This window comes from Hyphomicrobium zavarzinii ATCC 27496, assembly GCF_000383415.1.
Classification (GTDB): Bacteria; Pseudomonadota; Alphaproteobacteria; order Rhizobiales; family Hyphomicrobiaceae; genus Hyphomicrobium_C; species Hyphomicrobium_C zavarzinii.
This window is the reverse complement of record NZ_KB911256.1, coordinates 227,413-252,632: the sequence shown is the minus strand read 5'-3', so window position 1 is coordinate 252,632 and position 25,220 is coordinate 227,413. Positions and strand designations below refer to the sequence as shown.

Sequence of the window (25,220 nt, the reverse complement as noted above, 5' to 3'; positions counted from 1 at the left end):
TAACACGGTTACCGGGATCAGACTCTGAGGCCAGGGCGCTCCTTGCCGAAGCGGGCGCGGAGCCATCTCAGGCCGCGGACGGGGGCGGTCAGCACGGCCCAGAGCTGGAGCAGACAAAGCCAGACAAAGGCCGGGATGCCAACCAGCGGCAGGAACAGCACGACGAACGCGAGCAGGCGGGTCAGGCGTGCTGCCCAATATCCGAATTTCCCCGCATAGTCCGCCCGCTGCTCGGCAGGCCAGAGGCGCCCCCACCAAGATCTCGACACCTGGAACGCCAGGACGCCGAAGACGAGCGAGCCCAGGTAGACGAACTGAGCGGTGGATGGAATGCCGGGGATGAGGCGGGCGTCGAGCTCGCGCTCCCGAGCCTCGTCCCGAGCATAAACCTCGGCCGCCCTAACGGCGACGTGGCCGGTCACCTCGCCGATCCACTCGCCGAGCGTGCCGGTGATCGGCGTTGTCGCGGTGGGTACCGGGACGGCGGAAAACACCACGCGGCCCTGCGAGCCTGTGGCCGCCTTGACCGCCAGCTCGCTGCCGGCTCCTCCCAGCGCGCTCAGGAAGTCGGCAAACGTGGCGCGCTTCAACGCGTCGTCGAGACCGGCGACCTCGACCTTCTGCCAGAACCAATTGCGCCCGCCCGGCTGATGCGTGGCGCTGGTCTGCAAAAGCACGAGATTGACGTCGGCGCTTTCGGCGGCTTTGACGAGCTGGGTGATGTCGAGCGTCTGCTCGGGGCCGCTCGACGGCCGGAAGGTCAGCACGTTGCCTTCGATGCGGCCGGAGACAAGGGCGGTCTGTCCCTTGAGCGTGGCCAACGCATCCGAGAGAGACGAGGGATCGACCTGATCGACGAGGGCGGCCTTGGTGGCGGGATCATAGCGGGGCACCGACGACAGCCTGCGCGGCCCCCCGGGCTCGAGCGCGAGCGCACGTATGTTCGAGCGATTGAGCGGGCGGCTTAGCCTGTAGATGGTCTCCTCGAAGAGCACGCGATCATCCAGCCCGACGATTATGTTCGAGCGGAATTCGGCGGCGAGATCCCCCGCCCCGCTGCCCGTGCGGCGCAGGCGGTAGGCCTCCTTTCCGGACACGATGTGAAGGTCCGCGTCCTTCGGCAGGTCCTTCAGGAACGAGCGCCCAGAGAAGACGGTCTCCTCGCTGAGGTAGAGCGAGAGCTTTCCGCCCGTCGCGATTTCGGGGGCAAGCGTCGTGGCGACGCGTGCCATCTCATCCGGCGTCGCGGCGGTGAAAACGGTGCCTTCGCGGCTGGCGAACTTCCAGTGACCCTCCGGCGTGACGTGAGCCGCAAGCGCAGCCCCTTGCGACAGACGCGGCAAGCCTGCGACGTGGGCCGCTGCATTGTCGAGAGCGCCGAGGCCGAGCTTGCCGGTCTTGGCAGTCACGCCTCCGCCGGTCTCGGCTGCTTCCCGTGCCAGACGAGAGAGCCAGCCCGCGCCCGAAGCGTCGGGGAGAAGCGTCGCGGCAGCGGCGAGCACGAGCGCGCTTGCAGCGAAGCGAATGAGCCGCATCACCTTCCTCCGACTTCGCGCGCGTCCCTCTCTCAGCCCGCAGGTGCCTTCATGCGAGCTCGGACTCCGGAATCGCCCCGATGACCGAATGGCCACCAGACGTCACCACGGAGGCGAGACCAGGGCCGGCCACCGAAATGTTTTCGGCGAAGAAGCGGGCGAGCGCAACGGACTCCATGGCGTGGGGGCCACCCACCTCCAGGCCAGCCAGCGCGCCCTTGGCCAGATAATGGCCGCCTGCCGCAAGCCCGAACAGCCGTAGATAAGGCGTTGCTCCCGCGAGCGCGAGATTGGGGCTGTGCTCGATGGCTTCGAGCATCCAGGCGGTGGCTTCGGCAAACGCGACGACGGTGGACGAAAGGCGCTGGCCCATGCGGCCGATCTCCAGCCGGTTGAGCGTCTTCAGCTGGCGCGCCGTCGCCTCGAACTCAGCGATCACCTGCTTGATGAGATTGCCGCCCGCGAGCGGAAGCTTGCGCGTCACGAGGTCGATCGCCTGAATGCCGTTGGTTCCCTCGTAGATCGGAAGGATGCGGGCGTCCCGGTAGTATTGCGCGGCGCCTGTCTCCTCGATGAAACCCATACCGCCGTGGACCTGCACGCCGATGGAAGCCACCTCGCAGCCGATGTCGGTCGAGAAGGCCTTTGCCACGGGCGTCAGAAGGGCCGCGCGATCGGACGCCGCCCGGCGATCCGCTTCGGTGGCGGCGTGACGTGCGCGATCGATGTCGGCGGCCGTGGCGTAGCAGATGGCGCGGGCGGCGCGCGTCAACGCCTTCATGGTGAGCAGGTTACGGCGCACGTCCGGATGCTCGGCGATGGCAACCATGCCGGCGGACGTGGCGGTGCGGCCCTGGCGGCGCTCCTTGGCGTAGCTCACGGCATGCTGGGTCGCGCGCTCTGCAACGGCGACGCCCTGAATGCCGACGGCGAGGCGCGCAGCATTCATCATGATGAACATGGTGTTGAGGCCGCGGTTCTCCTGGCCCACCAGATAACCGATGGCGCCGCCCTTCTCGCCGAACTTCATGACGGCGGTCGGGCTGCCGTGGATGCCGAGCTTGTGCTCGAGCCCGGCGCAGACGACGTCGTTCTCGGCACCCAGAGAGCCATCCGCATTGACGAGGCGCTTGGGCACCAGGAACAGTGAAATGCCGCGCGTGCCCGAGGGTGCGTCCGGCAGGCGCGCCAGCACGAGATGGATGATGTTCTCCGTGAGATCGTGATCGCCGTAGGTGATGAAGATCTTGGTGCCGAAGATGCGATAGGTGCCATCCTCATGACGCTCGGCACGCGTGGTAATGACGGAGAGATCCGAGCCCGCGTGCGGTTCGGTGAGATTCATGGTGCCGGTCCATTCGCCGCTCACCATGCGCGGAAGATAATCCTTCTTGAGCTTGTCCGATCCGCCGGCGTGCAGCGCATCGATGGCGCCTTGGGTGAGGAGAGGACAGAGCCCGAACGACAGGTTCGCCGCGTTCCACATCTCGCAGACCGCCATCGCAACCGTCTCCGGCAGGGCCTGGCCGCCGTACTGCTCCGGGCAGGGGAGCGCGCTCCAGCCCGCCTCGCGAAATGCGCCGTAGGCCTCTTTCCAGCCCATCGGGGTGACGACATGGCCGTTGGCCCATCGGGAGGGCGTGCGATCTCCAGCCTTGTTCAAGGGGGCGAGTTGCTCGCCAGCGAACTTGCCGGCTTCCTCAAGGATGGCGCGCAACGTGTCCTCGTCGAGCCCGTGCGAGCCGCCCTTATCCATCTCGCCCGAAAAATCTGCTGCCGTCTTGAGCGCGAACAGGATGTCGTCTACTGGAGCCTCGTAGCTCATTGCTTCTCCCTTTCCCGGCGCCCGGCGAATCAGCGTTTCCCGCCCGCCTCGATCATCGGGCGGAAGCCGTCCGAGCGCAACGGAGCACGAATCAGGTCCCGAACAATGGCAGTGCGCACGGCGGATCAAACGGCAATCGACGAGGCTGGCCGCCTGCTTCGGGACGGCGCACTCGTGGCGTTCCCGACGGAGACCGTCTATGGGCTCGGCGCGGATGCGACAAACGGGCAGGCCGTCGCTGGCATCTTTGCGGCGAAGGGGCGGCCGCATTTCAATCCGCTGATCGTACACGTTCCCGATCTCGCGCGGGCTGAACAGCTCGCAGTTTTTCCGCCCTCCGCGCTCAGGCTGGCAGAGGCGTTCTGGCCCGGGCCTCTGACGCTGGTGGTCACGCGGCGCGCGAGCTCAGGCCTCTCAGACCTCGTCACGGCGGGGCTCGACACAGTGGCGATCCGCGTTCCTTCACATCCCATTACGCAGGCCTTGCTGGCGGCATCACAACGACCGCTGGCGGCTCCCTCCGCGAACCGTAGCGGACGCGTGAGCCCGACCCGCGCCCAGCATGTGGACGAAGACCTCGGCGCCCGCGTCGCCATGATCCTCGACGGCGGAGCGACCGAGCACGGCCTCGAAAGCACCGTGCTGGATGCGAGTAAGCCGGACGGCGTGGTGCTTCTGCGGCCGGGCGCGGTTCCGCGCGAGACGATCGAGGCGGTGCTCGGCGCGCCTCTCTCGGACGGCCCGGAGAGCGACGACGCACATCCCACGTCACCCGGCCAGCTCGCGAGCCACTATGCGCCAAACGCCGCGATCCGCCTCAACGCGAGCGACGTGCGGCCGGGAGAAGCTCTGCTGGCTTTCGGCGCGCCCGTTCCGCAGACGGCGGGGCCGGTGATCAATCTCTCGGCGCGGGGCGATCTGATCGAGGCGGCGGCAGGATTGTTCGCGGCGCTTCGCGCGCTCGACCGGACGGGAGCGGCCACCATCGCCGTGATGCCGGTCCCGGAGCACGGGCTCGGCGAAGCGATCAACGACCGTCTGCGCCGGGCGGCGGCTCCGAGAAGCGGCGCCTAGGCACCGATCAAATGCATCGCGACGAGCACGACGTGCGGCATTGCTGGCGCACGGAGAGGCATTGCGACACGTTGAGCCCCGCGCACGAGATCATCTGACACCGTGAGCCGCAGCTCGAACGGCAATTGGGGCCGTAGGTGTTTGGACGTGTGATGCCAGGGCCGGGGCCGAACCGCGGCACGAGCGCGGGATTAGGCACGGGCGTCACACGCGGCACTTTCGGTGCCGGCAACACCCGCGGAGGCGGAACCGCCCGGAAGCCTGGGTCGAGCGTGCTGCCAGGGCGCGTCCGGTTGGGCGCGGCTTCGGCTGTGCCTGTCATGCTTTCGAAACTCTGGACGGCCAGAGCCGCAACGGCGAGCGCCGCGAGACATGCAAAAAACGCTGCTCTGGCTTTCATGGCGAAGGCGCCTGGAACGGAAGATCGTTGGCCATTCTTCGTACTCTAAACGTCTTCACTCACCGTTGAAATCGGATTCCGGCTCAACAGCCCGACTCACACGAGAGCCGGCACTTCTGGCGGACCGCCAGGCATTCCGACACATCGAGGTCCGGGCAGGTGACGCGCTGGCACTGCTCGCCGCAGGCCGCGCGACAGGAAAAATCGGAATAGGCGGGGTTCTGCTGTGTGGGGGCAGTCGCCGTCGCCGCGGGCGGCGTGGTTTCTCGTCCGCCAGGCGCCGTGCGCGCCCCGGGACTAATGGGCGGCGTGACAGCGGCCGGGCCTGGTGTCGCTTTAAGTGCAGGCGCGACAGTCGCGCTCGGAGCGGCGGGGCGCGTAATCGCGGCACCGGCGGGATGCGTGGCGTGGGGCACCGGGCTGTGCATCCCAGTGCCTCCTCCTGCGCTCGATCGCGACAGGGCCGTGCCCGGGAGCGCCAGCACGACGGCGGCTATCATCAGGCCCAAGACAGCCACAAAGGCAGCCGCCGAGCCGGATTTTTGCCTTAGACGGCGAAAGCCTGATATTGCCTTCTCGACTGCAACCGGACGCGAGGCCCGCTCGCGGCCCTTCTTCATTGCCAGCGGCTTATCCATGACGTCGTCCTCCGATCGTTCCGCGAAGGCGCCTGACGCCGATCTCATCGCCCGCTTCGCGGCGATCGTCGGCGCCGATCACGCGATTACGGCGCCAGCAGAGCAAGCGCCGTACCTCATCGAATGGCGCGATCTCTATGTGGGGCGCACGCCCCTTGTCGTGAAGCCCGCGACGACCGACGAAGTCTCGCGCGTGCTCGCTCTCGCCAACGCGGAAGGGGTGGGCGTGGTTGCACAAGGCGGAAACACCGGCCTCGTCGGCGGGCAGATCCCAGCCGAAGCTGGCACCGAAATCGTGCTCTCCCTCAAGCGGTTGAACCGCATCCGGAGCATCGATCCGGCTGCAACATCGTTAACGGTGGAAGCGGGCGTGACGCTGCAGGAGGTGCAGGAGGCGGCGCGACAGGCGGGGCGCCTGTTTCCGCTGAGCCTCGCCTCGGAAGGCACCGCCACCATCGGCGGCAATCTCGCCACCAACGCGGGCGGCGTGGCCGTGCTCTCCTACGGTACGGCGCGGTCGCTGGTGTCCGGCCTCGAAGTGGTGCTGGCGGACGGCAGCGTGTGGGATGGTCTCAAAGCGCTCAAGAAGGACAACACCGGCTACGACCTGCGCGACCTGTTCGTCGGCTCGGAAGGCACGCTCGGCGTCATCACAGCCGCAACGCTCAAGCTCTTTCCCGAGCCGCGCGAACGGGCGACGGCCTTCGCCGCGCTGCCGAGCCTCGACGCGCTGCTTCCCTTCTTCCAGCTCGCGGAGGAGCAGGCGGGCGGAGCGCTCACCGCCTTCGAGTTCATGCCGCAAGAGCTGCTCGACTTCGTGATCCGGCACATTCCGGGTACGCGCGTTCCCCTGGCAGAGAGATCGCCCTGGTACGTGCTGATCGAGATCTCCGGCGCGTCAGAGGGGCGGGCCTCCGCCGCGCTCGACGGCATCCTGGGGGACGCGATCACTGCGGGCCTTGCGAGCGATGCAGCCGTGGCGGCGTCGTTGCAGCAGGCGGCTGAGCTATGGCGGCTCCGGGAAGCGGCGTCGGAAGCGCAGAAAGGCGAAGGCGGTTCCATCAAACACGACATCTCGGTGCCCGTGGCTCGCGTTCCCGAGTTCCTGCGGAAGGCCGCCCACGTGGTCGAGCGGGTGTGCCCTGGCGCAAGGCCCGTTCCGTTCGGGCACTTCGGCGACGGCAACGTGCATTACAACATCTCGCAGCCACGCGAGATGGCGAAAGCCGACTTCCTCGCCCTCTGGGATACCATGGCGCGCGCCGTGCACGACGTCGTCGTCTCGCTCGGCGGATCGATCTCGGCCGAGCACGGCATTGGCCGGCTCAAGGTGGACGAGCTTCAGCGCGTGAAGAGCCCGGTCGAGATCGAGCTGATGCGGCGCATCAAGGACGCGCTCGACCCTAAGGGCATCCTCAATCCCGGCAAGCTTCTCAGCCGCTAGCGGTCAGCCATCGTTGCGGAGAGATAGCTTGATCCCAGCCGTCGGTGTGAAGCCCCGCTCCGCCAGGGCGCCGAGATATGCCGTTCTTGCACGACACTGCAACGTGTCTGGATCCCGGCCTCCGCCGGGATGACGATGCAGGGCAGGGTGACGATACCTAGAGTGCAGGCGGTTTCCACATCTCCAACGTCACCCCGATGAAGATCGGGGTCCAGAGACGTCTCGCGCAGGACGCGTTTCAGCCGAGGCCTGTCGCCCGCCATCCATGGACGGGCTTGACCCGGCCATCCAGGAGGCGCGCACTCACCGCTGAAACGAGTGGCTCTGGATGACCGCCGGTCGATGCGAAGCATCGCTCCGCGATGAGGGCGGTTAGGGTGTGCGAAGGGGGAACCGCGCGATCGTTTCCGCTCGCAGTTCCCTGCCCAAGAGAGAGAGCCAGCGGTCTACCGCTCGCGGAAGGCGCGGGCGAACTGGTCGGAGAGCGGCTTCGTGAAGTAGGTCAGAGCCGTGCGCTCACCCGTGGTGATGTGGATCTCTGCCGGCATGCCGGGAATGAGCTTCAGCTCGCCGAGCTTTGCCTGCGCGTCCTCCGTCAACGCCAAACGAATGCTGTAGTAGGGAATGCCATCCGCGGGCGCTGCACCGTTGGAGGGGCGCGACTGGTCCATCATGAGATCGGCCGAGACGCGCGTCACGGTCGCCGTCATGTCCGGCGTGGTGCGCTGGTTGAAGGCGGGGAAGCGCACGTGCGCCAGCTGACCCACCTTGACCTGGTCGATGTCCTGGGGAGCGACCTTGGCGTCGATCACGAGGCGGTCCGCGTTTGGCACGATGAGCATCACCGGCTCGCTCGGCGTGATGACGCCGCCGACGGTGTGCACCGAAAGCTGATGCACGGTTCCGCTCTGGGGCGCGCGGATCTCGATGCGCTTCAACTGGTCCTCGGCCGCGACGCGCCGCTCCGACAGCTCGGCCTCGCGGCCCTGCTGATCACGAAGCTCCTTGCCGACCTCCGTTTTCAAATCCTGATCGAGCTGGAGAATCTGCAGCTCGATCTCCGAGATCTTTCCTTTCGCCTGGGCGGTGGCGGCCGCGACCTGGGCGATATCGCCTTCGAGCTGGGCGACGCTGCGGCGCGCGGCGGTGATGCGCGGCGTGCTGACGAGGTTCTTGCCTTCGAGCTTTTCGAGGCCTTCTAGCTCAGCCTTGGCGAAGTCGTGCTCCTGGCGGCGCGAGGTCTGCTGGGCGATGAGGCCGTCGATCTCCTCGCGAAGCTGCGCGATGCGCTCACGAAGCTGCGACTTCAAGCCCTCGCGCGCGGCGCGGCGATTATCAAAGAGCGCGGTCTCGCTCGCCATGATCTCGGCGAGCACCGGCTCATTGCGGCGCGCGAGGATGTCCGCCGGGTATTCGATCCCGGTGCGATTGTCCTGCTCGGCCCTCAAGCGGGCCTGGCGAACGGCGATCTCGTCGAGTTGCTTCACCACCATCTGAAGGTTGGCGCGGGTTACCGTCTCGTCGAGGCGGACGAGCAGATCGCCCGCTTCGACATGCTGGCCTTCCGTGACCTCGATGGCGCCCACGACGCCGCCCGTCGGGTGCTGGACTTTCTTGACGCTGCTGTCGACCACCACGTTGCCCGCCGCAAGTACAGCGCCCGCGAGGTCGATGGTGGCTGCCCATACGCCGAGCCCTCCCAGAAGCGTGACGACGACGGCGATGCCGAACACGATGTAAGCGCGCACCTCCTTGAACGGCGAGGCCGGTGCGGCCGGGCGCATGGGTCCTTCGAGCTTCAACTGCATGATGCTTCTCCTCAGCCCGCTACCGCACCGTCTGCCACCATCTTGATGCCCGGCGGCAGGGCGCGCGCCAGCGTGGCGGCGATGGACGGGCCGACGGGGGCGGACGGCTGCTGGGCAGGCGCCGGGGCGGGCACGGCCTGCAGCACGGATTTCAGAACCTCATCGCGCGGACCGAAGGCCTGGACCTGTCCTCTGTTCATTGCGAGAACCTTGTCGAGGCCGGCCAGTGCCGACGGGCGATGGGCAACGACGACGACGATGCCGCCACGGTCACGCACCGAGCGGATTGCCGTGGTGAGAGCGAGATCGCCCTGCTGATCGAGGTTCGAATTCGGCTCGTCGAGCACGACCAGGAACGGATTGCCGTAGAGCGCACGGGCCAGGCCCACACGCTGACGCTGACCTGCAGACAGCTTCGTTCCGCCATCGCCGATGCGCGTCTGATAGCCATCCGGCAGGTGCACTATCATCTCGTGGATGCCCGCGAGCTTCGCAGCCTCGATGATGGCCTCGCTCGGCGCGTCGGGATCGAGACGCGCGATGTTCTCGGCCACCGTGCCGTCGAACAGCTCGATATCCTGCGGCAGATAGCCGATATCGCGGCCGAGCGCCTCGGGGGTCCACTGGTCGAGCGTCGCGCCGTCGAGGCGCACGCTGCCGCCGCGCGGCAGTGGCTGCCATGCGCCGACGAGAGCGCGGATCAACGTCGACTTTCCGGCCGCACTGGGACCGATGACGCCGAGGCCGTCGCCAGCCTCGAGCGCGAAGGAAACCGCGGAGATGGTGGGCATCGCCTCGCCCGGGGGCGCGACGGAGAGATCCTTCACGGCGAGCATGCGCGTGGGGCGCGGCAGCGCCATGGAGATCTCCTGCGCGGGAAGCTTCGCAAGCAGCGTATCCAGGCGCTGGATGCTCTGGCGCATACCCACGAAACCCTTCCAGTTGGCGATGGCGATCTCGATGGGCGCGAGGGCGCGCGAAAGAATGATGGAGCCCGCGATCAGAGATCCAGCCGAAAGCTCTCCTTTGATCGCGAGATAGGCGCCGAGACCCAGGATGCCGGATTGCAGAAGAAGGCGCAGAACCTTCGACATGGTGCCGATGCCGCTCGCCGCGTCGCTCATGCTGAGCTGATCGCCGAGATAGCGCTCGTTCAATTTTTCCCAGCGCGCGACCACGCGATTGCCGAGGCCCATGGCCTGGATCACCTCCGCGTTGCGGCGGGCCGCCTCGCTGAAGGCATGACGCTGCGAGCTGCTCTTGGTGGCTTCCCGGGCGGGCGCCCTCGTCTTCATTTCCGTCAGAAGCGTCAGCGTCACCAGAAGGAGTGCGGAGCCGATGGCGAACATGCCGAGCACGGGATGCAGGAAATAGATGAGGCCGATGTAAACGGGCATCCACGGCATATCGAAGAACGCCGTCGGCCCGAGGCCGGACAGGAACGAGCGGATCTGATCGAGGTCGCGCACGGGCTGGAGCGCGTCAGCGCCCTGCTTGGCACGAATTGGGACAACCAGCACGGCTTCCATGACGCGCGCACGAAGCTGGCGGTCGATGCCGAGGCCGATGCGGCTCAAGGTTCGAATGCGGGCGAAATCCAACGCGCCGAATGCGGCATAGAGCACCACCAGCAGGATGGTGATACCGATCAGCGTGGGCACGCTTCGCGACGGCAGAACGCGGTCGTAGACCTGCAGCATGTACAGCGAGCCAGTGAGCACCAGCACGTTGATGATGCCGGAAAAGACGCCGACGCCGATAAATGCGGAGCGCGATCTGCCAATCGCTGATTTGACGCTGGATGTGGACACGGGTGCTCCTCGCGACCGATGCAATCGTTCCTCGAGAGCCGTCTTAAAGCTCGCGATGGAGGGTGGGATGCAGGTCTCGCGCCATGGGCTGGCTCACTCCGGGGCAAGCGCGGGCTGAGCGGCGTTAGCGTTAAAGGCCGGTAAAAATTCCTGGTTAAATTTCTCCGAAAAGCCGAGATTCCGGGCTCTTGCGGCGGCCTCGCACACGCAAGTGCGCGGGCACCAAAAATGCGACGCCCGCAAGGTGATCCCTGCGGGCGCGTAAAAAACGGGACAGTGGTGTATCAGCTATCGACAGGGCCGCGCTTCGACCTGACAGTCGTAGCCGGAGCTGGACGAGCTGCAGCTGATGCGCTTGCCCACGGCCTTGCTGAAGCGCGCCCAGTCGCTGCCGTACTCGAAGTCCGTGAAGCTCGACCACGAGCTGATGGCACTCTTCTGGGCCGCGGCCTTGGTGGCGCCGGTTCCGCTCCCGTAGTGGTAATGGTCGGTCATGCACATCTTGTTGCCCACGCGCGCCTGATTGTGCATGGACGCAAAGCCGGTCTGATCCGCCGACGAGGGCGCGCAGCTCGCGCCCAAGATCATCGCTGCAAGAGCCAAACGGTATGACGCGTCGGTCGACATCAGAGGCCTCCTGTTGACTAGAACGATCCGAGCATTTTGCCAGATTCAGCCGGCGGTCTCGACAACGGCCCACAGAAAAGTCGACGCGCGCGGTAAAGAGATCACAGTGCGGGCATGCATCCTTCGGTATGTGCCCGCAGGAGCCATGCACGGCGGCACGCAAAGCGGCTCTACTCGACGCCGAGCGCCATCCCCATGCGCACGAGATCGGCAATGGAGCGCGCCGACATCTTCGTCATGACCCAGGTGCGGTGGATCTCGACGGTGCGCGGACTGATGCCGAGCTGCTGGCCTATTTCCTTGTTGGAGAGGCCTCGTATGAGAAGCTGCATGGTATCGCGCTGGCGATCGGAGAGCGATTGATGCCTGCTCTTGAGATCCTCGAGCTCGAGGCGCACCTTCATGGAGTTTTCCGACGCGACAAGCGCCTGCTCCACGCTGGCGACGAGACGCTCGTTGCTGAACGGCTTCTCCACGAAATCGAAGGCGCCGAGCTTGATGGCCTGGACTGCCAGCTCCACGTCACCATGGCCCGTCATCAGGAGCAGCGGGCGCGGATCCCCGACATTCTGCAGCGTGCGCAAGAGATCGAGGCCGGACATTCCCGGCATGCGCACATCACTCACGATGCAGCCCTCGGCAAAGGGCGCGGCGAGAAATGCGCTTGCTCCGTCGAAGCAGCTCACCGTCATGCCGTGCGCTTCCAGCAGCATGGCGACGGCATCCCGGACGGACGCCTCGTCGTCAATAACGGTTACGGTTTTGCTCATCAGCCTCCCTTTCGATCGGCAGTCTCAAAACGACCCGCGCTCCGCGCGATGACGTGGAGATGGTGAGGCTGCCCCCGTGCGCCTCGGCAATGGAACGGGCAACGGCCAAGCCGAGCCCAGATCCTTCCGGCTTCGTCGTCGTGAACGGGGCGGGCTCGGCGACATTGAAGCCCGGGGGAAAACCGGGGCCGTCGTCCCGCACCTCGATCAGAACATCATCATCCGCCGACAGGGTGACGAATACCTCGATCGTTCCGCCGCGGCCTACGCCCAGAATGGCCTCGGCACCATTCACGATCAAGTTGTGGGTGGCCTGCTGAAGCTGCACGCCGTCGGCCTTGATGATGGGGAAATCCGGAAGCACGTTGATGGCCAGACGGATACCCTTCTTGGCTAAATCCTCGCCCAAAAGAAGTTCAAGCTCCTCGATCTTGGCCTTGAGATCCACAGGGCGCTTGGACAGCGTTCCCTGGCGCAACAGCTCGCGAATCCCTTTCAGCACCTCGTTGGCGCGTGCGCTCTCGGCCCTCACCTTTTCCACAGCGCGAGAAGCGAGATCGATATTGCCATCCGTCATCGCCTTGGATGCGACGCCGGCGTAGGTGTTGAGCGCCGTGAGCGGCTGGTTGATCTCATGGGCGATGGTCGCGACCACCTCTCCGGCGGAGCGGATGCGGAGCGCCCTGTTGATAGCGGCCTGCTGATCGCGAAGGCGTGCAGCCGAATCCTCGCGCTCCGCCACGATGGTGCCGACGATGAGGCCAGTGATCGCGAGCGCGATCATCAGAACCTGAAGCGCACCGAGGCCCGGATCGGGACCGAAGCGGATCTCGGCGCCGATGATGAGGCCGATCTGAATGAACAGAAGCGCAATCGCCGATCCAGGCGGGCCGTAGCTCAGCGAGATCCACAGCAGCGGCAAAAACAGGAGGTAGAAAAGCTGGAAGGCGGTGGCTTCCTGATAGCCGAAGACAACGGCGAGGGCGGCATAAAGCGCGAGGAGCTGAACGAGCGCCAGCGGCTCGGGCCTCGGCCACGGCCTGTAGGTGACCGCGAGCAGCACAAGGGGCGCTATCACCAGGATGCCGATGATGTCGCCCACGGCTGCACGCCACGCGACAGCGATCACCTCGTTCTGGAAGATGGTGCCGGAGCTTCGCAGGATGACGACATAGACGGCGGCGGCCACCAGCGCCGAGGACGCGGCTACGCCGATCAGCGTCAGCGCATCCCGCACGAAACGGAATCTCGGATCGAAGCTCACAATACGCTGTAGAGCGAGACCGCCCGCGAGATAGGTGCTGCCGACCGCGAGCGACAGCAGAAGCTCGAGCTTGATGCCGAGGGCGGCTCCCCTCACCACCATGTCCGCTACGGCCGGTGCGATGAGGACGAAGGGCGCGTAGAACCATCCACCCAGAAAAACCACTGCGATGCTGAGGCCCGGCGGCGGGTTCCAAGGTGTGATTCCCAGGCCGCGATAAGGCTTTACGTAGCTCACGTAGTCGAGCGCGATGTAGGCCGCGAGAAACAGGCAGCCGTACAGGATCCGGCGATAGATGCGGGCGTCGGTCATGGTGCCGTGGAGCCGTTCCTGTGTTGCAGCCGCCCGTGAATAGGCCGGAAATCCCCTTTTCGCCGCTTCGGCGATAAGGGGCGATACGTAATACCACTTAGGTGGACCTTCTACGTACTCACGCCAATTGTGGAACCAATGCAATCGGATCAAGTTCTGTCCGTCACGACAGCGCTAATTCTCGTTTACCCTGACTTCATTGTTCACCCTGACTTCGACGGAGGATCTGATGACAGACGCCACTTCAGAGGCTGTGTCCGAACATCGGCTACCTGCCGCCTACTCGCAGGGCTTTGCGCATGTTCGCGTGTTGTATATTGCGAATCCCGATGACGTGGGTCCGCTCGCGGTGCCCGAGTCCTCGGCGCAGGAAGATGCTCCCGCTTTGCTCGACGGTGCGGTTCCGGCGCTTGCCGGATGTGCAAGAACCGTTGGCGGCTGAGCGGCTATGGAGAAGCCAAGAATGCCTACCGGCGTAAGACTATTCGATCTCTTCCTTGTTGCTTCCGCCATCATCATCATGGCGTTCCGTTTCGCGTCTTGATCACCTCTACGCTCTATGCTCAGAGACCCAGTCGGGTGGGTCTCTTATCAGGCTCAAAATGAAAAGGATGCTTGTGGTTGTCGACGGCTCCGTGCAAGCCAACCTTGCACTGGATCAAGCTCTCGAAATTGCCCAAGCGTTGCCGAGCTCTGAAGTTCTTCTGCTCAACATTACACCCGCGCCATCGCCCTGGCAGATGCTGCGTCCGGTGCCGCGTGCGTTGCGCGAGATCTCCGAGCGCGTGATGACGCTCGCGCTCCAGCGCGCAAAATCGGCCGGCGTGAAGGCCGAGGCGCGAGTCGAGCCCGGCGAGACCGCCGAGGTGACGACGCGGATCGCACACGAGGAACGGTGCGATCACATCTTTCTTCCGGAACAGGAAAGCACGCCTGTCGCCCGCGCGCTGCTGACGCTCGCCGGACTGAGCGCGCACACGGCTGCAAGCCGCGTGATCTCGCTGTCCGATGTGCCGGTGACGGTGATTGCGCGCGAGCGCGTGCGCGAGAGGGCCTGAGAGAGCCCGGAGGGGCGGACGACGCCCTCCCCGCCCTAGTGCATCGCCCCGTTCTCGATATCGGCCTGCAGAACACCGGCCACGATGGCGCGGGCGGCGTACTCCGCCATGCAGCGGTATCCGAGATCATTCAGGTGGAAACGATCGCTGGAAAGATACGACGAGCCGGGATGCTCGCGCGCGAGGTCCGCCATCGTGTCGTAGCGATTGACGAGCAGCACGCGCTTCTCGCTGGCGATCTTCGCGATCTCGTTGACGATGCTGGTGTAGCGCGCATCCTTCGACAGGCGCTCGACGTATTGGGGATCGATCAGCACGACGTCGATCTTATGGCTGGCGAGCCAAGTGAGCGTCTCCCGAAGCTGATCGCCGAAATCGTCGGCATCGATGCGTGCGACCGCGTCATTCGTGCCGACCTGCCAGACGACCAGATCGGGCTTCAGCTCCGCAACCTCGGCCTTGAGCCGCTCCGCTGCACCCTCGGCCACCTCGCCAGACTGGCCGCGCGGGAACATCTCGATGCGCAGTCCATCGATCACGCCTTCGAGATCGTTCTCGAGGCGAACCGGATAGCTCGCGAGCGGAGACGAGGCGCCGATGCCTACGGTCGAGGAGGAGCCGAGCGCGATGACGCGAACAGGGCGCTTCTCCAGAATTGCGCGGCGCACGGCGCGCAACGGCGCGCGGCCTTCGTAAGCCGGGCTTTTTACCTTGCACTCGCTCGAGAGCCTCGGGCTTCCCGCATGCACCATCGGACGGCGCGGCGATGGCTGCACCGCGGGCTCGGCGGCGGGAGTTGCGAGCGGCATCGCCCCTTGCGACGGGCTCCTGTCGTCGGACTGCGCGATGGCAGCCACGGAGCCAAGGAGGAGCCAGGTCACGCAGACGCTGACGACTGGAATTCGGAGATCCACGCTGTGATCCTCAACAATACCAAGCCTGTTGTCACGATGGCCGTGTCGAGCAGAAAGGTCGGCTCGCCAATGTATCTGACCATCTGGCCAGCCAGCGCGAGCAACGACGCCACGCAGAAGACGGCGAGGGAATTGCGACCGAGGCTGCTGCAGTAGCGAACGACGGGCCCCACATGCCGGGAAAGTACAGGAAATAGCGGATAGAACGCAATCGCGATTGCGAGCATGCTCAATATTCGGACAGGCGATAGATACTTCTTATCGAACAGGAATAAGTATCGCGGATTTGGTGCGGTCATCGGGTCCGGACGATAGTCGACCCAGACGATGACAAGGCCAGCCACAAGCACCGCGACAGCCCACGGCCACAGGCTTCGGACCACTTTTTGCCACGATGGATATATCTTTTTCGACGCGACCGTTACGAAGCCCAACACGATCAGGAGCTGCCAAGATAACGGATTGAAGAACCACGCGCCATCCGACGGCCAGCTCGGAAGCTCGATCTCAAACGTTAACGTCACAAGATAAAGCGCGACCGATGCGGCGAGCGCCAGCGCCAAAGAGCGGCGGGCCAATACGACAAACACGATCGCGAGCAGCAGCAGCACTACATAGAGCGGCAGGATGTTGAAGTAGCCGATCTGGTAGGTGAGCAGCACCATGCCGATGGAAGCGCGCACGGTGTCATAAAACGCGGGGCCTGCATTGTGCCATTCGAGGAGCAGTGGATCGCTGAACGCGATGGCGCCGGCTCCCAGCATGGCGACCGCGACGGAGATGGTGGCGATCTGCGCCTGCCAGATCTCGAACGCGCGGATCAGAAGGCGCATCACCACCTGCCCGATGGGTTTCACCGAGGATTGGCCATTGGCGACGAAAGCGAGCGAGCAGCCCGCCAGGAACACGAACAGCTCCGCGGCATCCGAGATGGCATAATTGCGGAGCGTGAGGATGGAATAGTCCATCCCCGGAACGTGGTTGATGAAGATCATGACGAGCGCGACACCACGCCAAAAATCGATCGCATTGGGTGGTCGCATCTCGCGCTCTCTTATTTTTTGATCTTGCGTGCCGTGGGGCGAGCCCGAGCCTTAAAGCGTACCTCGCGGCCCGATACAAGCGGATGCTCCCGCCCTGCTTGCACAGCGTGCAGTTGCAAAATAAGGCGCCTACTATTTTCGCAGTGCAATCTTGAGGTCCCCCCGGCCCTTCCTATCTACGTTTGGTCAGGAAAGACTATTGGGGACCAGAATGATCGACGCTGCAAAGCTTCTCGACTTGGTTTTGAACGGAACAGGCGGGGCTTCTGCGCCGCAGAGCACGACGGGCTCAGTTCCGGCCACTCAGCCGGGCTACGGCGCAGCGCCTGCAACCGGCTCGCCCGGCGGCGACCTGATGGAGCAGGCCAAAGGATTTCTACGCGGGCAAGGCGGCGGCATCCTGGGTGGTGCGGCTGCGGGCGCGCTCGCGACCCTCGTTCTCGGCACGAAATCGGGACGCGATATCGCCGGAGACGCGCTCAAGCTCGGCACGGCCGCGGCGCTCGGCGGCCTCGCTTACAAGGCGTACACGAACTATCGTGACGGCAAGCCTCTGATCGGGACAAAGGCCGCGGAGTACATCGCCGCGGCGCGCTCGGGCGCTACGCTTCCCGGCGCTCCCGCGCCGAACGAGCATGCCATGCTCCTCTTGCGCGCCATGATCGCGGCTGCCCTCTCCGACGGGCGCATCGACGCGGAGGAGCGCCAGCGGATCGCCGGACGGCTTGCCGACATCGGGATCTCGCAGGAGGAGCAGCAGTTCCTCGATCGTGAGATCGCCGCGCCGTGGTCGCCGCATCAGTTTGCGGCTGCCGCCACGACACCCGAGATGAAAAGCGAAGTCTATCTGGCATCCGCGATCGCCATCGAGGCGGACACGCCGGCGGAGAAGGCCTACCTGCGCTATCTTGGAGCGACCATGGGGCTCGAGGATGGCCTTGTCGCGCATCTCGATGCGGCCGTTCAGTCGGCCAAGGATCCGGCCTCGGTTCCGCAGGTGCGTGCGGCCGGCGCCTGATTGCCTTCCGCTCCGTTCAGAGCTTTCTGCCCCTCGCCCTCTCGCGAGGGGCAATTCGTTTCAGGCGCGTGCTCCGCCTTCCGTGGGCGGCAGATCCTCGTCGGCGCTCACCTCGACGACGCCGACCTCGCTCATCACGAAGATCGTGCGGTCCGGCATTTCGCGCGCGAGGCGGACGGCGAGCGGCCGTGCCATGGCCTGATGCGCCTTGTGCTGCTCGTCGCTCCACAGGCTCTCGGCGGGGTCCTCGCGATTGAGGGACGACGTGAAGGCCTCCGCCCAGGCATTGAGATCGTCCGTCAACTCCTGCGAGAGGCCGAGGCGCTCGGGCGGGAAATCTCCGTAGAGATCCTCGTCGAGCGCCCAGAGCGGATGCGTATCGTAGTCGGCCATAACCTTGATGCGCGTGCATTCGGAAGGGTCGCGACCATCGTCCGGTGTCGCGAAGGAGGCAAACGGGGACGCTGGCGGAACCTTGCTCAGGCTCCACGCCACATAAACCAAATGCGCGGCGACCAAACCGCCAGCAACGGCGAGCGCGGGCCACCCTGCATCCTGCCAGCTCTGCAAGCGGCCGGAGGAGAAAGCCCAAACGACCAGGGCCGTCGCCAGCAGATAGAGGATGAAGGCATTGGTGGTCTGGCGCCGTCCGGCTGCATCGGTGTCATCATCGTCGAAGAAGCGGGGCGCGACGTAGAACAGGTATGCGGCCTGTCCGATGGCGGAGGCGATGAACAGCCAAGCGGCGATGTCCAGCGAGACGACCAGCGCCGCGCCGCCCGCCAGCACGAGGGCAGCGGCGGCAATGAGCCAATAGCTTTGCGCCACATCCTTCCGGCTCGGCTTCTCTGCGGCAATGGCCGCAATTGCACGGTCGAGAAAGAGGGACATGACGGCCGCGCGCGTCGCCAGATATCCGGCCAGCACATAAAAAGCGCCAACGGCGCGCAACAAAAAGTCGATCACATCCATTGATGCTGCGTCTCCCCCTCTCACGCGGGCCGGCCCGCAGTTGTCCGTATGCTTCTTAGCTGAAAACCGTTCGGGATCACGCCGTTTTTTCCGGACGGATCAAGATCAGAGGGGGTGAAGCGAGGAGAGCAGCATGAACGAGATGTTTCGCCGCTTTTCGGAGCACGCCTCTCATCTGGTCGGATCCTACTGGGCCTTCCTGGCGGCGTGTCTCGTGGTTGTCCTCTGGGGGGTGAGCGGACATTATTTCGGCTATTCGGACACGTGGCAGCTATTCATCAATACGGGCACCACGATCGTGACATTCCTGATGGTGTTTCTCATCCAGAACACGCAAAACCGGGATGCGCGCGTGGTGTCGCTCAAGCTCGACGAGCTTCTGCGAAGCGTGGACGGGGCGCGAACCGGGCTGGTGGAACTCGACCATATGTCGGACGAGGATCTGACGCGGGTGCAGCAGGAGTTTATGCGGCTACGTGAAACCTATGCGCCGCTGATCGACGACGACCTCGCGCATGTGGAGCGTGAACTCCGGCAGCGGAAGACGAAGCGTTGAAGCAAAACGCCCGGCAGTGTCCTGCCGGGCGCGCTCAACTCCTTGCTCGTCCCCACTTCTTTTTCTTTCGCCGGCAACGCGGCGCGTCAGGCCGGAGACTGCATGTAGAAGATTGCGTAGATCACCGCGGCTGCAATTACCGCGATCAGAAGCGAGCGTGTGAGCACGCGGTAGTTCAGGCGCTGCGGCGTAGCCTGGCGCGCATCCGTAGGATCGATGACTTTTCGATCGGCCATTTCCAGTCCTCCTCGTCCTTTGCGTGGAAAACTCGGAAAGGGCCGGATTTGTTCCGGATTTTATTACGCCGGATCTGCTGGGGGTGGGGCCTGACCGGCGCTTTCGCTGACGCGCGAGAAATCCACGGCGAGCGCATCGATGAGTGCGCGGACAGCCGGAAGCAAGCCCCTGCGCGACGGGAACACCACATGCACGATGCCCGCGCGCGGCGCCCATGCCGGAAGCACGTCGACCAGCGTTCCGCGTGCGAGATCGCCGGCCACCATCATGGTGGGAAGCTGCACAACGCCGATGCCAGCGAGCGCGGCGAGGCGCATCTGGATCATGTCGTCAGTCACGAGGCGCGGGCGGTGCGGAACGAGCGCGGTGGCTCCTTCCGGGCCTTCAAGGCACCACTGGTGCTCACTGTGGGCTGGACCGAAATCTATGCTCGGCATGGCGCTGAGATCGGCCGGTACGATGGCGCCGGACAGTCCACTCAAAAGGGCGGGGCTCGCCACCAAGCGTTGCGTGCTGGGGGCCAGCACCTTCATGATGAGATCGCTCTCCTCCAGCGGGGGAATGCGCACGCGGATCGCCACATCGAAACCTTCGGCGATGACATCCACCTTGCGGCTCGTGCTTTCGAGATGGACGGTCACGCGCGGGTTCGCCGCCATGAACCGCGCGATCATGTCGCCTGCCTGGAAGCACAGCAGCGCCGGGGGGCAGGCCACCCGCACAACGCCTTGCGGCGCGGCACGCGAGCGCTCGATCGCCTCTTCGGCGGCCTTCGCTTCCACCAGCATCGCCACGCAATGGCGGTAGAATTCTTGCCCGATCTCGGTGACGGCGAAGCGGCGCGTGGTGCGCTGGATGAGGCGGACGTTCAGGCGCTCCTCCAGGAGGATAATCCGCCGGCTCAGGCGCGACTTCGGAATACCGAGGGCGCGGGCGGCCGGGGCGAAGCCGCCGTGGTCCACCACCTGGACGAAGAAGTAGAGGTCGTTGAGGTCCTGCATGGCCTTATTGTCCACCAAATAGGACAATGAGGTCAAGAATTGGCATCTAGCGGGATTGTCGTCCCATCTCTATCTCACCGATCGACAAGGACGCCCCCATGAGGCATCCGGAAAGGAGACACCGCCATGAGACAGGTTCTCGGCCTTTACAGTGCGCCCCGCCCCCATTGGGTCGGAGACGGCTTCCCCGTGCGGTCGCTGTTCTCTCCCGGCAGCCACGGCGCGCACCTCTCGCCCTTCATTCTGCTCGACTACGCGGGTCCCGCCACGTTTCCTCCGGCGGCAGCCCCGCGCGGCGTGGGCGAGCATCCGCATCGCGGTTTCGAAACGGTGACGATCGTCTACGAGGGCGAGCTCGAGCACCGCGACTCCACCGGCAACGGCGGACGGATCGGCCCCGGCGACGTGCAGTGGATGACGGCCGCGTCCGGCATTCTGCACGAGGAGTTTCACTCGAAGGAGTTCACCCGCACGGGCGGAACGCTGGAGATGATGCAGCTCTGGGTAAACCTGCCGAAGAAGGACAAGTCGGCTGCGCCCGGCTATCAGACTCTGACGGATGAGAAAATCCCATCGGTCGAGCTGGCGGACGGAGCGGGACGGGTGCGGGTCATCGCGGGAGACTACAAGGGTCACAGAGGTCCGGCGAAGACATTCACGCCAATCGACATCTGGGACCTGAGGCTCAACCGCGACAAGGCGACGACGCTCACCCTGCCGGACGGCCATACGGCGGCACTGGTCGTGCTGAAAGGCACGGTGCTCGTCAACGAGCAGCACATCGCACGGGAAGCTCAGCTCGTGCTTCTCGATCGCACGGGCGGGGACATCTCGCTCGAAGCGAACAGCGATGCGACGGTGCTCGTGCTCAGCGGAGAGCCGATCAACGAGCCGGTGGTGGCGCATGGTCCGTTCGTCATGAACACGGTCGGCGAAATCAAGCAGGCGATGCTCGATTTCCAAACCGGACGTTTCGGCAGCATGGCACCCACGTCCTGACCCGACGGCTCCGCCCTCGCGGCGGAGCCGTTTCTCTTTAACTCGATTTTCTTAGGGATTTGTTCACCATCATCTCGGAAGCTCAGCAGGCGCACGCTCGCGCAGGCGGAGCTCAATATGGCCCTCTGGAAGACACTGGTTTCCTCGCTGTCCGGCGACGACGCATCGCGCTCCAAAAAGAAGCCGGAAGGCCGGGCGTTGAGCCCCGAGGACTTCAAGCGTCCGCAGCGCCTGAAAGAGGGCTACCTCTGGTCCGAGGGCATGATCATGCCGCGCCCCTGCACCATCCGCGACATGTCTCCGCTCACCGCGCAGATCGTGCTCTGGCACGACGACATCAAGCCTCACCTGCTGGCGCGCCCGATCAGGCTCTTCTCGAGTGCCGACAACAAGGAAGCCGATTGCGTGGTAACCGGCCGCGAGGCCAACGTGCTGACGCTCCGCTTCATGAGCGCGTTCCGCGCGCCGTCGCGGAAGTATCCCTGAGGGCTCACCGCGCGCCTCGATCAAGCGGAGGCGACGCGGTGGATATCCCTTCCTCCTGCCGAGATGATGCGCGCCGAAACGCGCTTCAGAACGCTTCCTTGAAGGGCCTCAAATCCAGCTCGTGCGTCCAGGCGCTCCTGGGCTGCTGGTGCAGCGTCCAGTAGGTCTCTGCGATGTCGTCCAGCTCCAGAAGACCGTCGGAACCCTTCGCCTTCACGAAGCCCGCGAACCGCTCACGCGCATAGTCGCCGCGAATGACGCCGTCGATCACCACATGCGCCACATGGATGCCCTGAGGGCCGAACTCGCGTGCGAACCCCTGCGCGACGGCTCGCAGCGCGGCCTTGGCGGAGGCGAAGGCCATGAAGCCCGGACGCGCCCTCAAGGACGCGGTCGCGCCCGTGTAGATCACCGATCCCCGCTTGCAGGGCAGCATGGTGCGGATGGCCTGGCGGCCGATCAGGAATCCACCGAGTGCATTCTGCCGCCACATGTCCTCGAAGTCCGCCGCGTGCATCTCGAGCGACGGCACCATGACGTTGCTACCGACGTTATAGGCGACAAGCTCAAGCGTCTCCGGCGCCTCCAGCGTGTTGAACAGCGCCGTCACCTCGTCCTCGTTCGTGACGTCCGCGACCGCAACGCGGGCCTTCCCCCCGTTCGCACGGATGTCCGTCGCGACCAGCTCGAGACGCTCCAGCGTGCGCCCCACCAGCACAACGCACAAGCCTTCGCGGGCGAAGCGGCAGGCCAGCGCGGCGCCGAGACCGGATTGCGCGCCCACTCCCACAACAATTGCCGCGCGTGCCGCCAAAATCGCCTCCCTCGGGCTGCTTCGTCGCGGTCACTCTCGGCCGGCCTCGGCTCGCCGTCAAACCGGCTTTACCGCTGGGCCATCGGCACGTTGGCCTGCAGCTTGGATTTGTCGAGCTTGTAGGACCAGGGAAGGCCGGCGTTCTTCCAGCCGTTGACCGTGCGGTGTCCCTCCTTCGACAGATCTCCCTCGAAGCCGTCGTAAACGCTCCAGGCGTTCGTAAATCCGGCTTTGGCGAGCATATCGACGGCTCTCGCACTGCGCTCGCCAGACCGGCAGATCACGAGCACCTTGTCGGACTTGGAAAGCCCCTTCCGGGCAAGCGCTGCCTCCACATTCGCAACGAACGCCGGATTTGGCGACATGGCGAACCGGCCGCCCTTGTCATCCCAGGCGCGCGGCTCGGCAAGCTCGGCAAACGGCACCTGCGCGTCGATATCGTCCGCCACTCCGACGAACATCAACTCGGCGCTGCTGCGCACATCGATGAACAGCAGCCGCGGGCGTTCGGCCATCGCGGCGTCATGCGCCTCCTTGGACGAGACGTATTTGCCGAGCACCGTGCGCTTCGACTGAGGCACGTTCGTGCCGGCGGCGGTATCGGCCAGCGCCGACGTGGCCGCCATCATGGCGAGTGCGGCCATCGCTATAAATCTGATCATATCTCTGCCTCGTCAGGGTTGGATCGGGATCGATACGGTGAAAGCGCCGCGCAACTCGCCGGGGGCGAAGCCGGTCGCCGCGTCCTCTGGGTAGAGAGACTTGATCGCGCTCCTCACATCTGGGGCGATGACCGCGCCGTGACAAGCCGCGCACGGCTTCTCGGCCATCACGATCGGCTTCATCAAGCGGAATGTGCTTGCGCCGTTTTCGGTGACGATCTCGGCGTGCTCGAGCTTGGCGGCATCCGCGCCTTTTGCGATCTCGGACTGGAACTCCTCGAGCACGCGGCGCTCGAAGGCGTCCGGCGCGTTCGCGGGATTGCGGACGCGGAGGGCGGTGCGGCCGATCGAAAGGCCGTGCGTCTCGGCGGCGTTGCGGGTTGCTTCCGGTGCGATGGCCTGGCAGGCGCTCAACGCGTTCGTGGGGCCACCGGAGGCCAGCGCCTCTCCGAGGCTCGTTTTCAGGCTCGCCGCGAGCGCGGCGATGGCAGCGCGCGCCTTGGCGGCGTTCGCCTCGTCCGGCACCTGCGTCTCGGCGGCGGCTTCGAAGCCCGCGGCGCTGGCCACGAGAGCGGCGGCGATGACGAGTTGCTTCAGCTTCCGTCCCGATCCCGCGGACAGGGTTCTCATGCCATTCTCCCCATGCTCACAACGCTGCTCGCCAGCCCGTCGCACGACAGGCCGGCAGCGGACGTCCATTCTCAGACGCTCATGCGGAAAACGAAATAGGGGGAATTACGGGACAGGTCTGTGACCGAAGTCACATAGGGGGAACGGCGGGGGAGCGCAGCGGCGGCCGCGGAGAGTGATGAGGTGAGGTTTGGCTGCACCCGCGCTCGCTCTTAGCGCATGCCTCCGGCATGACGCGCGGGCCGGGCTGTCGCGCGCCGAGCCGCTGGCCCTCCCTCGCTCACTTTGTGCTTGCCTCTGGCAAGACGCTCAGCAGCGTCTCGGCCCTTCGGGCTTCCATCCCTTGCAGAAGAGCTTCAGCTCCACGTGCGGATGATGCCTTGGGGGGGTTCTCCTTAACACTGATTTATACGGCAGGATGGGCAGATCAGCCGAAGGATTCACCGAGAATACGAATGCTGCTACACACTCGTTGTCTTGTTGATCGGCACAAGGCGGAACGGGCGGGGGTTGCCACGATGTCGGAGACTCAGATCGAATGGACGGATGCCACCTGGAATCCCGTCGCCGGGTGCTCTGTCATCAGCGCTGGCTGCACCAACTGCTATGCGATGGAGATGGCGCGCCGCCTTGAAGCGATGGGCATCGACAAGTATGCGGGCCTGACAAGAAAAAGCGGCAAGCGCACCGTCTGGAAGGGCATCGTGCGCGAAGACTGGTCGGCACTGGACATCCCCATTCGCTGGAAGCGGCCGAAAAAAATCTTTGTGAACTCGATGAGCGATCTCTTTCATGAAGGCGTGAGCGACCGCTTCATAAGCGAGGTTTGGTCGGTCATGAAACGCACATCCCATCATCACTATCAAATCCTGACCAAGCGCCCCGAACGAATGGCAGCGTTTGTTCGCAAGCACATTAAAGAGATTGTTCCAAATGTCTGGCTAGGCACGAGCATTGAAAACGCCGAAAATGCCCCCAGGGTCGTGTCCTTGAAGACCGTCCCAGCAGCGATAAGGTTCATTTCCTTCGAACCGCTCATCGGCCCTGTCGGAGCCATCGATCTCGCTGGAATCCATTGGGCCATCGTCGGGGGCGAAAGTGGCCGGTTTGCTCGCCCTATCCGCGAGGAATGGATCGACGAGATCTATGAGCAATGCGCATCGTACAATACGGCGTTCTTCTTCAAGCAGTGGGGCACATGGGGCAAGGACAATAAGAAGCGATCCAAAAAGGCGAACGGGCGAGTATATCGCGGTAGAATTTGGAATGACATGCCGCGCGGCCTCGATACTACGGGTACAGGCCCCAATGGGTCGCGGTGA

The 25,220-nt window shown here is 64.8% G+C and carries 24 protein-coding genes; 9 read left to right on the top strand and 15 right to left on the bottom strand.

Going from position 1 to position 25,220, the window contains the following annotated elements; translation table 11 throughout:
* Positions 1-17 precede the first annotated feature (17 nt).
* A complete protein-coding gene (locus F812_RS0105260) occupies positions 18-1,535 on the bottom strand; it encodes a hypothetical protein (RefSeq protein WP_020084913.1) in 1,518 nt (505 codons plus the stop codon).
* Between the two features lie 49 nt (positions 1,536-1,584).
* Positions 1,585-3,360 (bottom strand): acyl-CoA dehydrogenase family protein, encoded by a 1,776-nt coding sequence (locus tag F812_RS0105255; RefSeq protein ID WP_020084912.1) that lies wholly within the window; start codon positions 3,358-3,360, stop codon positions 1,585-1,587.
* A 105-nt stretch (positions 3,361-3,465) separates the two neighbouring features.
* Between F812_RS0105255 and F812_RS0105250 the strand changes: the two genes are divergently transcribed.
* Together F812_RS0105250 and F812_RS0105240 are read left to right on the top strand one after the other, a co-directional pair.
* Complete coding sequence (locus tag F812_RS0105250) at positions 3,466-4,434, top strand: L-threonylcarbamoyladenylate synthase (RefSeq protein ID WP_020084911.1); 969 nt, start codon at positions 3,466-3,468, stop codon at positions 4,432-4,434.
* 1,036 nt (positions 4,435-5,470) lie between these two features.
* The gene (locus tag F812_RS0105240) at positions 5,471-6,916 is read left to right on the top strand and encodes an FAD-binding oxidoreductase (protein ID WP_020084910.1); all 1,446 of its coding nucleotides are present in this window, start codon (positions 5,471-5,473) and stop codon (positions 6,914-6,916) included.
* A 446-nt stretch (positions 6,917-7,362) separates the two neighbouring features.
* Here F812_RS0105240 and F812_RS0105235 read toward each other — a convergent pair whose 3' ends face one another.
* The 5 genes from F812_RS0105235 to F812_RS0105215 all read right to left on the bottom strand — a co-directional run bounded on the left by F812_RS0105235 (position 7,363) and on the right by F812_RS0105215 (position 13,508).
* Entirely contained in the window at positions 7,363-8,724 is a 1,362-nt protein-coding gene (locus tag F812_RS0105235; protein ID WP_020084909.1) for an HlyD family type I secretion periplasmic adaptor subunit, read from the bottom strand.
* Between the two features lie 11 nt (positions 8,725-8,735).
* The gene (locus F812_RS22655; protein ID WP_020084908.1) at positions 8,736-10,535 is read right to left on the bottom strand and encodes a type I secretion system permease/ATPase; all 1,800 of its coding nucleotides are present in this window, start codon (positions 10,533-10,535) and stop codon (positions 8,736-8,738) included.
* A gap of 288 nt (positions 10,536-10,823) precedes the next feature.
* Positions 10,824-11,162 carry a hypothetical protein gene (locus tag F812_RS0105225; protein WP_020084907.1) on the bottom strand — a complete coding sequence of 113 codons (339 nt, stop codon included), beginning with the start codon at positions 11,160-11,162 and terminating at the stop codon, positions 10,824-10,826.
* Between the two features lie 170 nt (positions 11,163-11,332).
* Entirely contained in the window at positions 11,333-11,932 is a 600-nt protein-coding gene (locus F812_RS0105220) for a response regulator transcription factor (RefSeq protein WP_020084906.1), read from the bottom strand.
* Positions 11,907-13,508 (bottom strand): ATP-binding protein, encoded by a 1,602-nt coding sequence (locus tag F812_RS0105215; RefSeq protein WP_020084905.1) that lies wholly within the window; start codon positions 13,506-13,508, stop codon positions 11,907-11,909. Before F812_RS0105215 ends, F812_RS0105220 begins: the two co-directional genes overlap by 26 nt.
* A 229-nt stretch (positions 13,509-13,737) precedes the next feature.
* Here F812_RS0105215 and F812_RS0105210 point away from each other — a divergent pair, with 229 nt between their 5' ends.
* Both F812_RS0105210 and F812_RS0105200 read left to right on the top strand, forming a co-directional pair.
* Positions 13,738-13,950 (top strand): hypothetical protein, encoded by a 213-nt coding sequence (locus tag F812_RS0105210; RefSeq protein WP_020084904.1) that lies wholly within the window; start codon positions 13,738-13,740, stop codon positions 13,948-13,950.
* 160 nt (positions 13,951-14,110) lie between these two features.
* A complete protein-coding gene (locus tag F812_RS0105200; protein ID WP_083929082.1) occupies positions 14,111-14,566 on the top strand; it encodes a universal stress protein in 456 nt (151 codons plus the stop codon).
* A 35-nt stretch (positions 14,567-14,601) separates the two neighbouring features.
* Here F812_RS0105200 and F812_RS22650 read toward each other — a convergent pair whose 3' ends face one another.
* Positions 14,602-15,480, bottom strand: a complete 879-nt coding sequence (locus F812_RS22650) for an SGNH/GDSL hydrolase family protein (RefSeq protein WP_156827270.1) — start codon at positions 15,478-15,480, stop codon at positions 14,602-14,604.
* Positions 15,444-16,523 carry an OpgC family protein gene (locus tag F812_RS0105190; RefSeq protein WP_020084901.1) on the bottom strand — a complete coding sequence of 360 codons (1,080 nt, stop codon included), beginning with the start codon at positions 16,521-16,523 and terminating at the stop codon, positions 15,444-15,446. Before F812_RS0105190 ends, F812_RS22650 begins: the two co-directional genes overlap by 37 nt.
* A 211-nt stretch (positions 16,524-16,734) precedes the next feature.
* Here F812_RS0105190 and F812_RS22645 point away from each other — a divergent pair, with 211 nt between their 5' ends.
* The gene (locus F812_RS22645; RefSeq protein WP_020084900.1) at positions 16,735-17,541 is read left to right on the top strand and encodes a tellurite resistance TerB family protein; all 807 of its coding nucleotides are present in this window, start codon (positions 16,735-16,737) and stop codon (positions 17,539-17,541) included.
* Between the two features lie 60 nt (positions 17,542-17,601).
* On the opposite strand, the gene F812_RS25270 is transcribed toward F812_RS22645, so the two are convergent.
* A complete protein-coding gene (locus F812_RS25270; RefSeq protein ID WP_020084899.1) occupies positions 17,602-18,513 on the bottom strand; it encodes a hypothetical protein in 912 nt (303 codons plus the stop codon).
* Positions 18,514-18,646: 133 nt separating this feature from the next.
* Between F812_RS25270 and F812_RS0105170 the strand changes: the two genes are divergently transcribed.
* Positions 18,647-19,069: a low affinity iron permease family protein gene (locus F812_RS0105170; RefSeq protein WP_020084898.1), complete on the top strand. Its 423-nt coding sequence runs from the start codon at positions 18,647-18,649 to the stop codon at positions 19,067-19,069.
* A gap of 86 nt (positions 19,070-19,155) precedes the next feature.
* Here F812_RS0105170 and F812_RS26405 read toward each other — a convergent pair whose 3' ends face one another.
* Entirely contained in the window at positions 19,156-19,305 is a 150-nt protein-coding gene (locus tag F812_RS26405) for a hypothetical protein (protein ID WP_020084897.1), read from the bottom strand.
* A gap of 63 nt (positions 19,306-19,368) precedes the next feature.
* On the bottom strand, positions 19,369-20,307 hold the full coding sequence (locus tag F812_RS0105160; protein ID WP_020084896.1) for a LysR family transcriptional regulator: 939 nt from the start codon (positions 20,305-20,307) through the stop codon (positions 19,369-19,371).
* Positions 20,308-20,433: 126 nt separating this feature from the next.
* Here F812_RS0105160 and F812_RS0105155 point away from each other — a divergent pair, with 126 nt between their 5' ends.
* Together F812_RS0105155 and F812_RS0105150 are read left to right on the top strand one after the other, a co-directional pair.
* Entirely contained in the window at positions 20,434-21,306 is an 873-nt protein-coding gene (locus F812_RS0105155) for a pirin family protein (RefSeq protein WP_020084895.1), read from the top strand.
* A 117-nt stretch (positions 21,307-21,423) separates the two neighbouring features.
* On the top strand, positions 21,424-21,792 hold the full coding sequence (locus F812_RS0105150) for a hypothetical protein (protein WP_020084894.1): 369 nt from the start codon (positions 21,424-21,426) through the stop codon (positions 21,790-21,792).
* 85 nt (positions 21,793-21,877) lie between these two features.
* Here F812_RS0105150 and F812_RS0105145 read toward each other — a convergent pair whose 3' ends face one another.
* The 3 genes from F812_RS0105145 to F812_RS0105135 all read right to left on the bottom strand — a co-directional run bounded on the left by F812_RS0105145 (position 21,878) and on the right by F812_RS0105135 (position 23,898).
* Positions 21,878-22,606, bottom strand: a complete 729-nt coding sequence (locus tag F812_RS0105145) for an SDR family NAD(P)-dependent oxidoreductase (protein WP_198011142.1) — start codon at positions 22,604-22,606, stop codon at positions 21,878-21,880.
* Between the two features lie 68 nt (positions 22,607-22,674).
* On the bottom strand, positions 22,675-23,268 hold the full coding sequence (locus tag F812_RS0105140) for a rhodanese-like domain-containing protein (RefSeq protein WP_026867861.1): 594 nt from the start codon (positions 23,266-23,268) through the stop codon (positions 22,675-22,677).
* A 12-nt stretch (positions 23,269-23,280) separates the two neighbouring features.
* Complete coding sequence (locus F812_RS0105135) at positions 23,281-23,898, bottom strand: Tll0287-like domain-containing protein (protein WP_020084891.1); 618 nt, start codon at positions 23,896-23,898, stop codon at positions 23,281-23,283.
* Between the two features lie 518 nt (positions 23,899-24,416).
* Here F812_RS0105135 and F812_RS0105130 point away from each other — a divergent pair.
* Positions 24,417-25,220 (top strand): phage Gp37/Gp68 family protein, encoded by an 804-nt coding sequence (locus tag F812_RS0105130; protein WP_020084890.1) that lies wholly within the window; start codon positions 24,417-24,419, stop codon positions 25,218-25,220.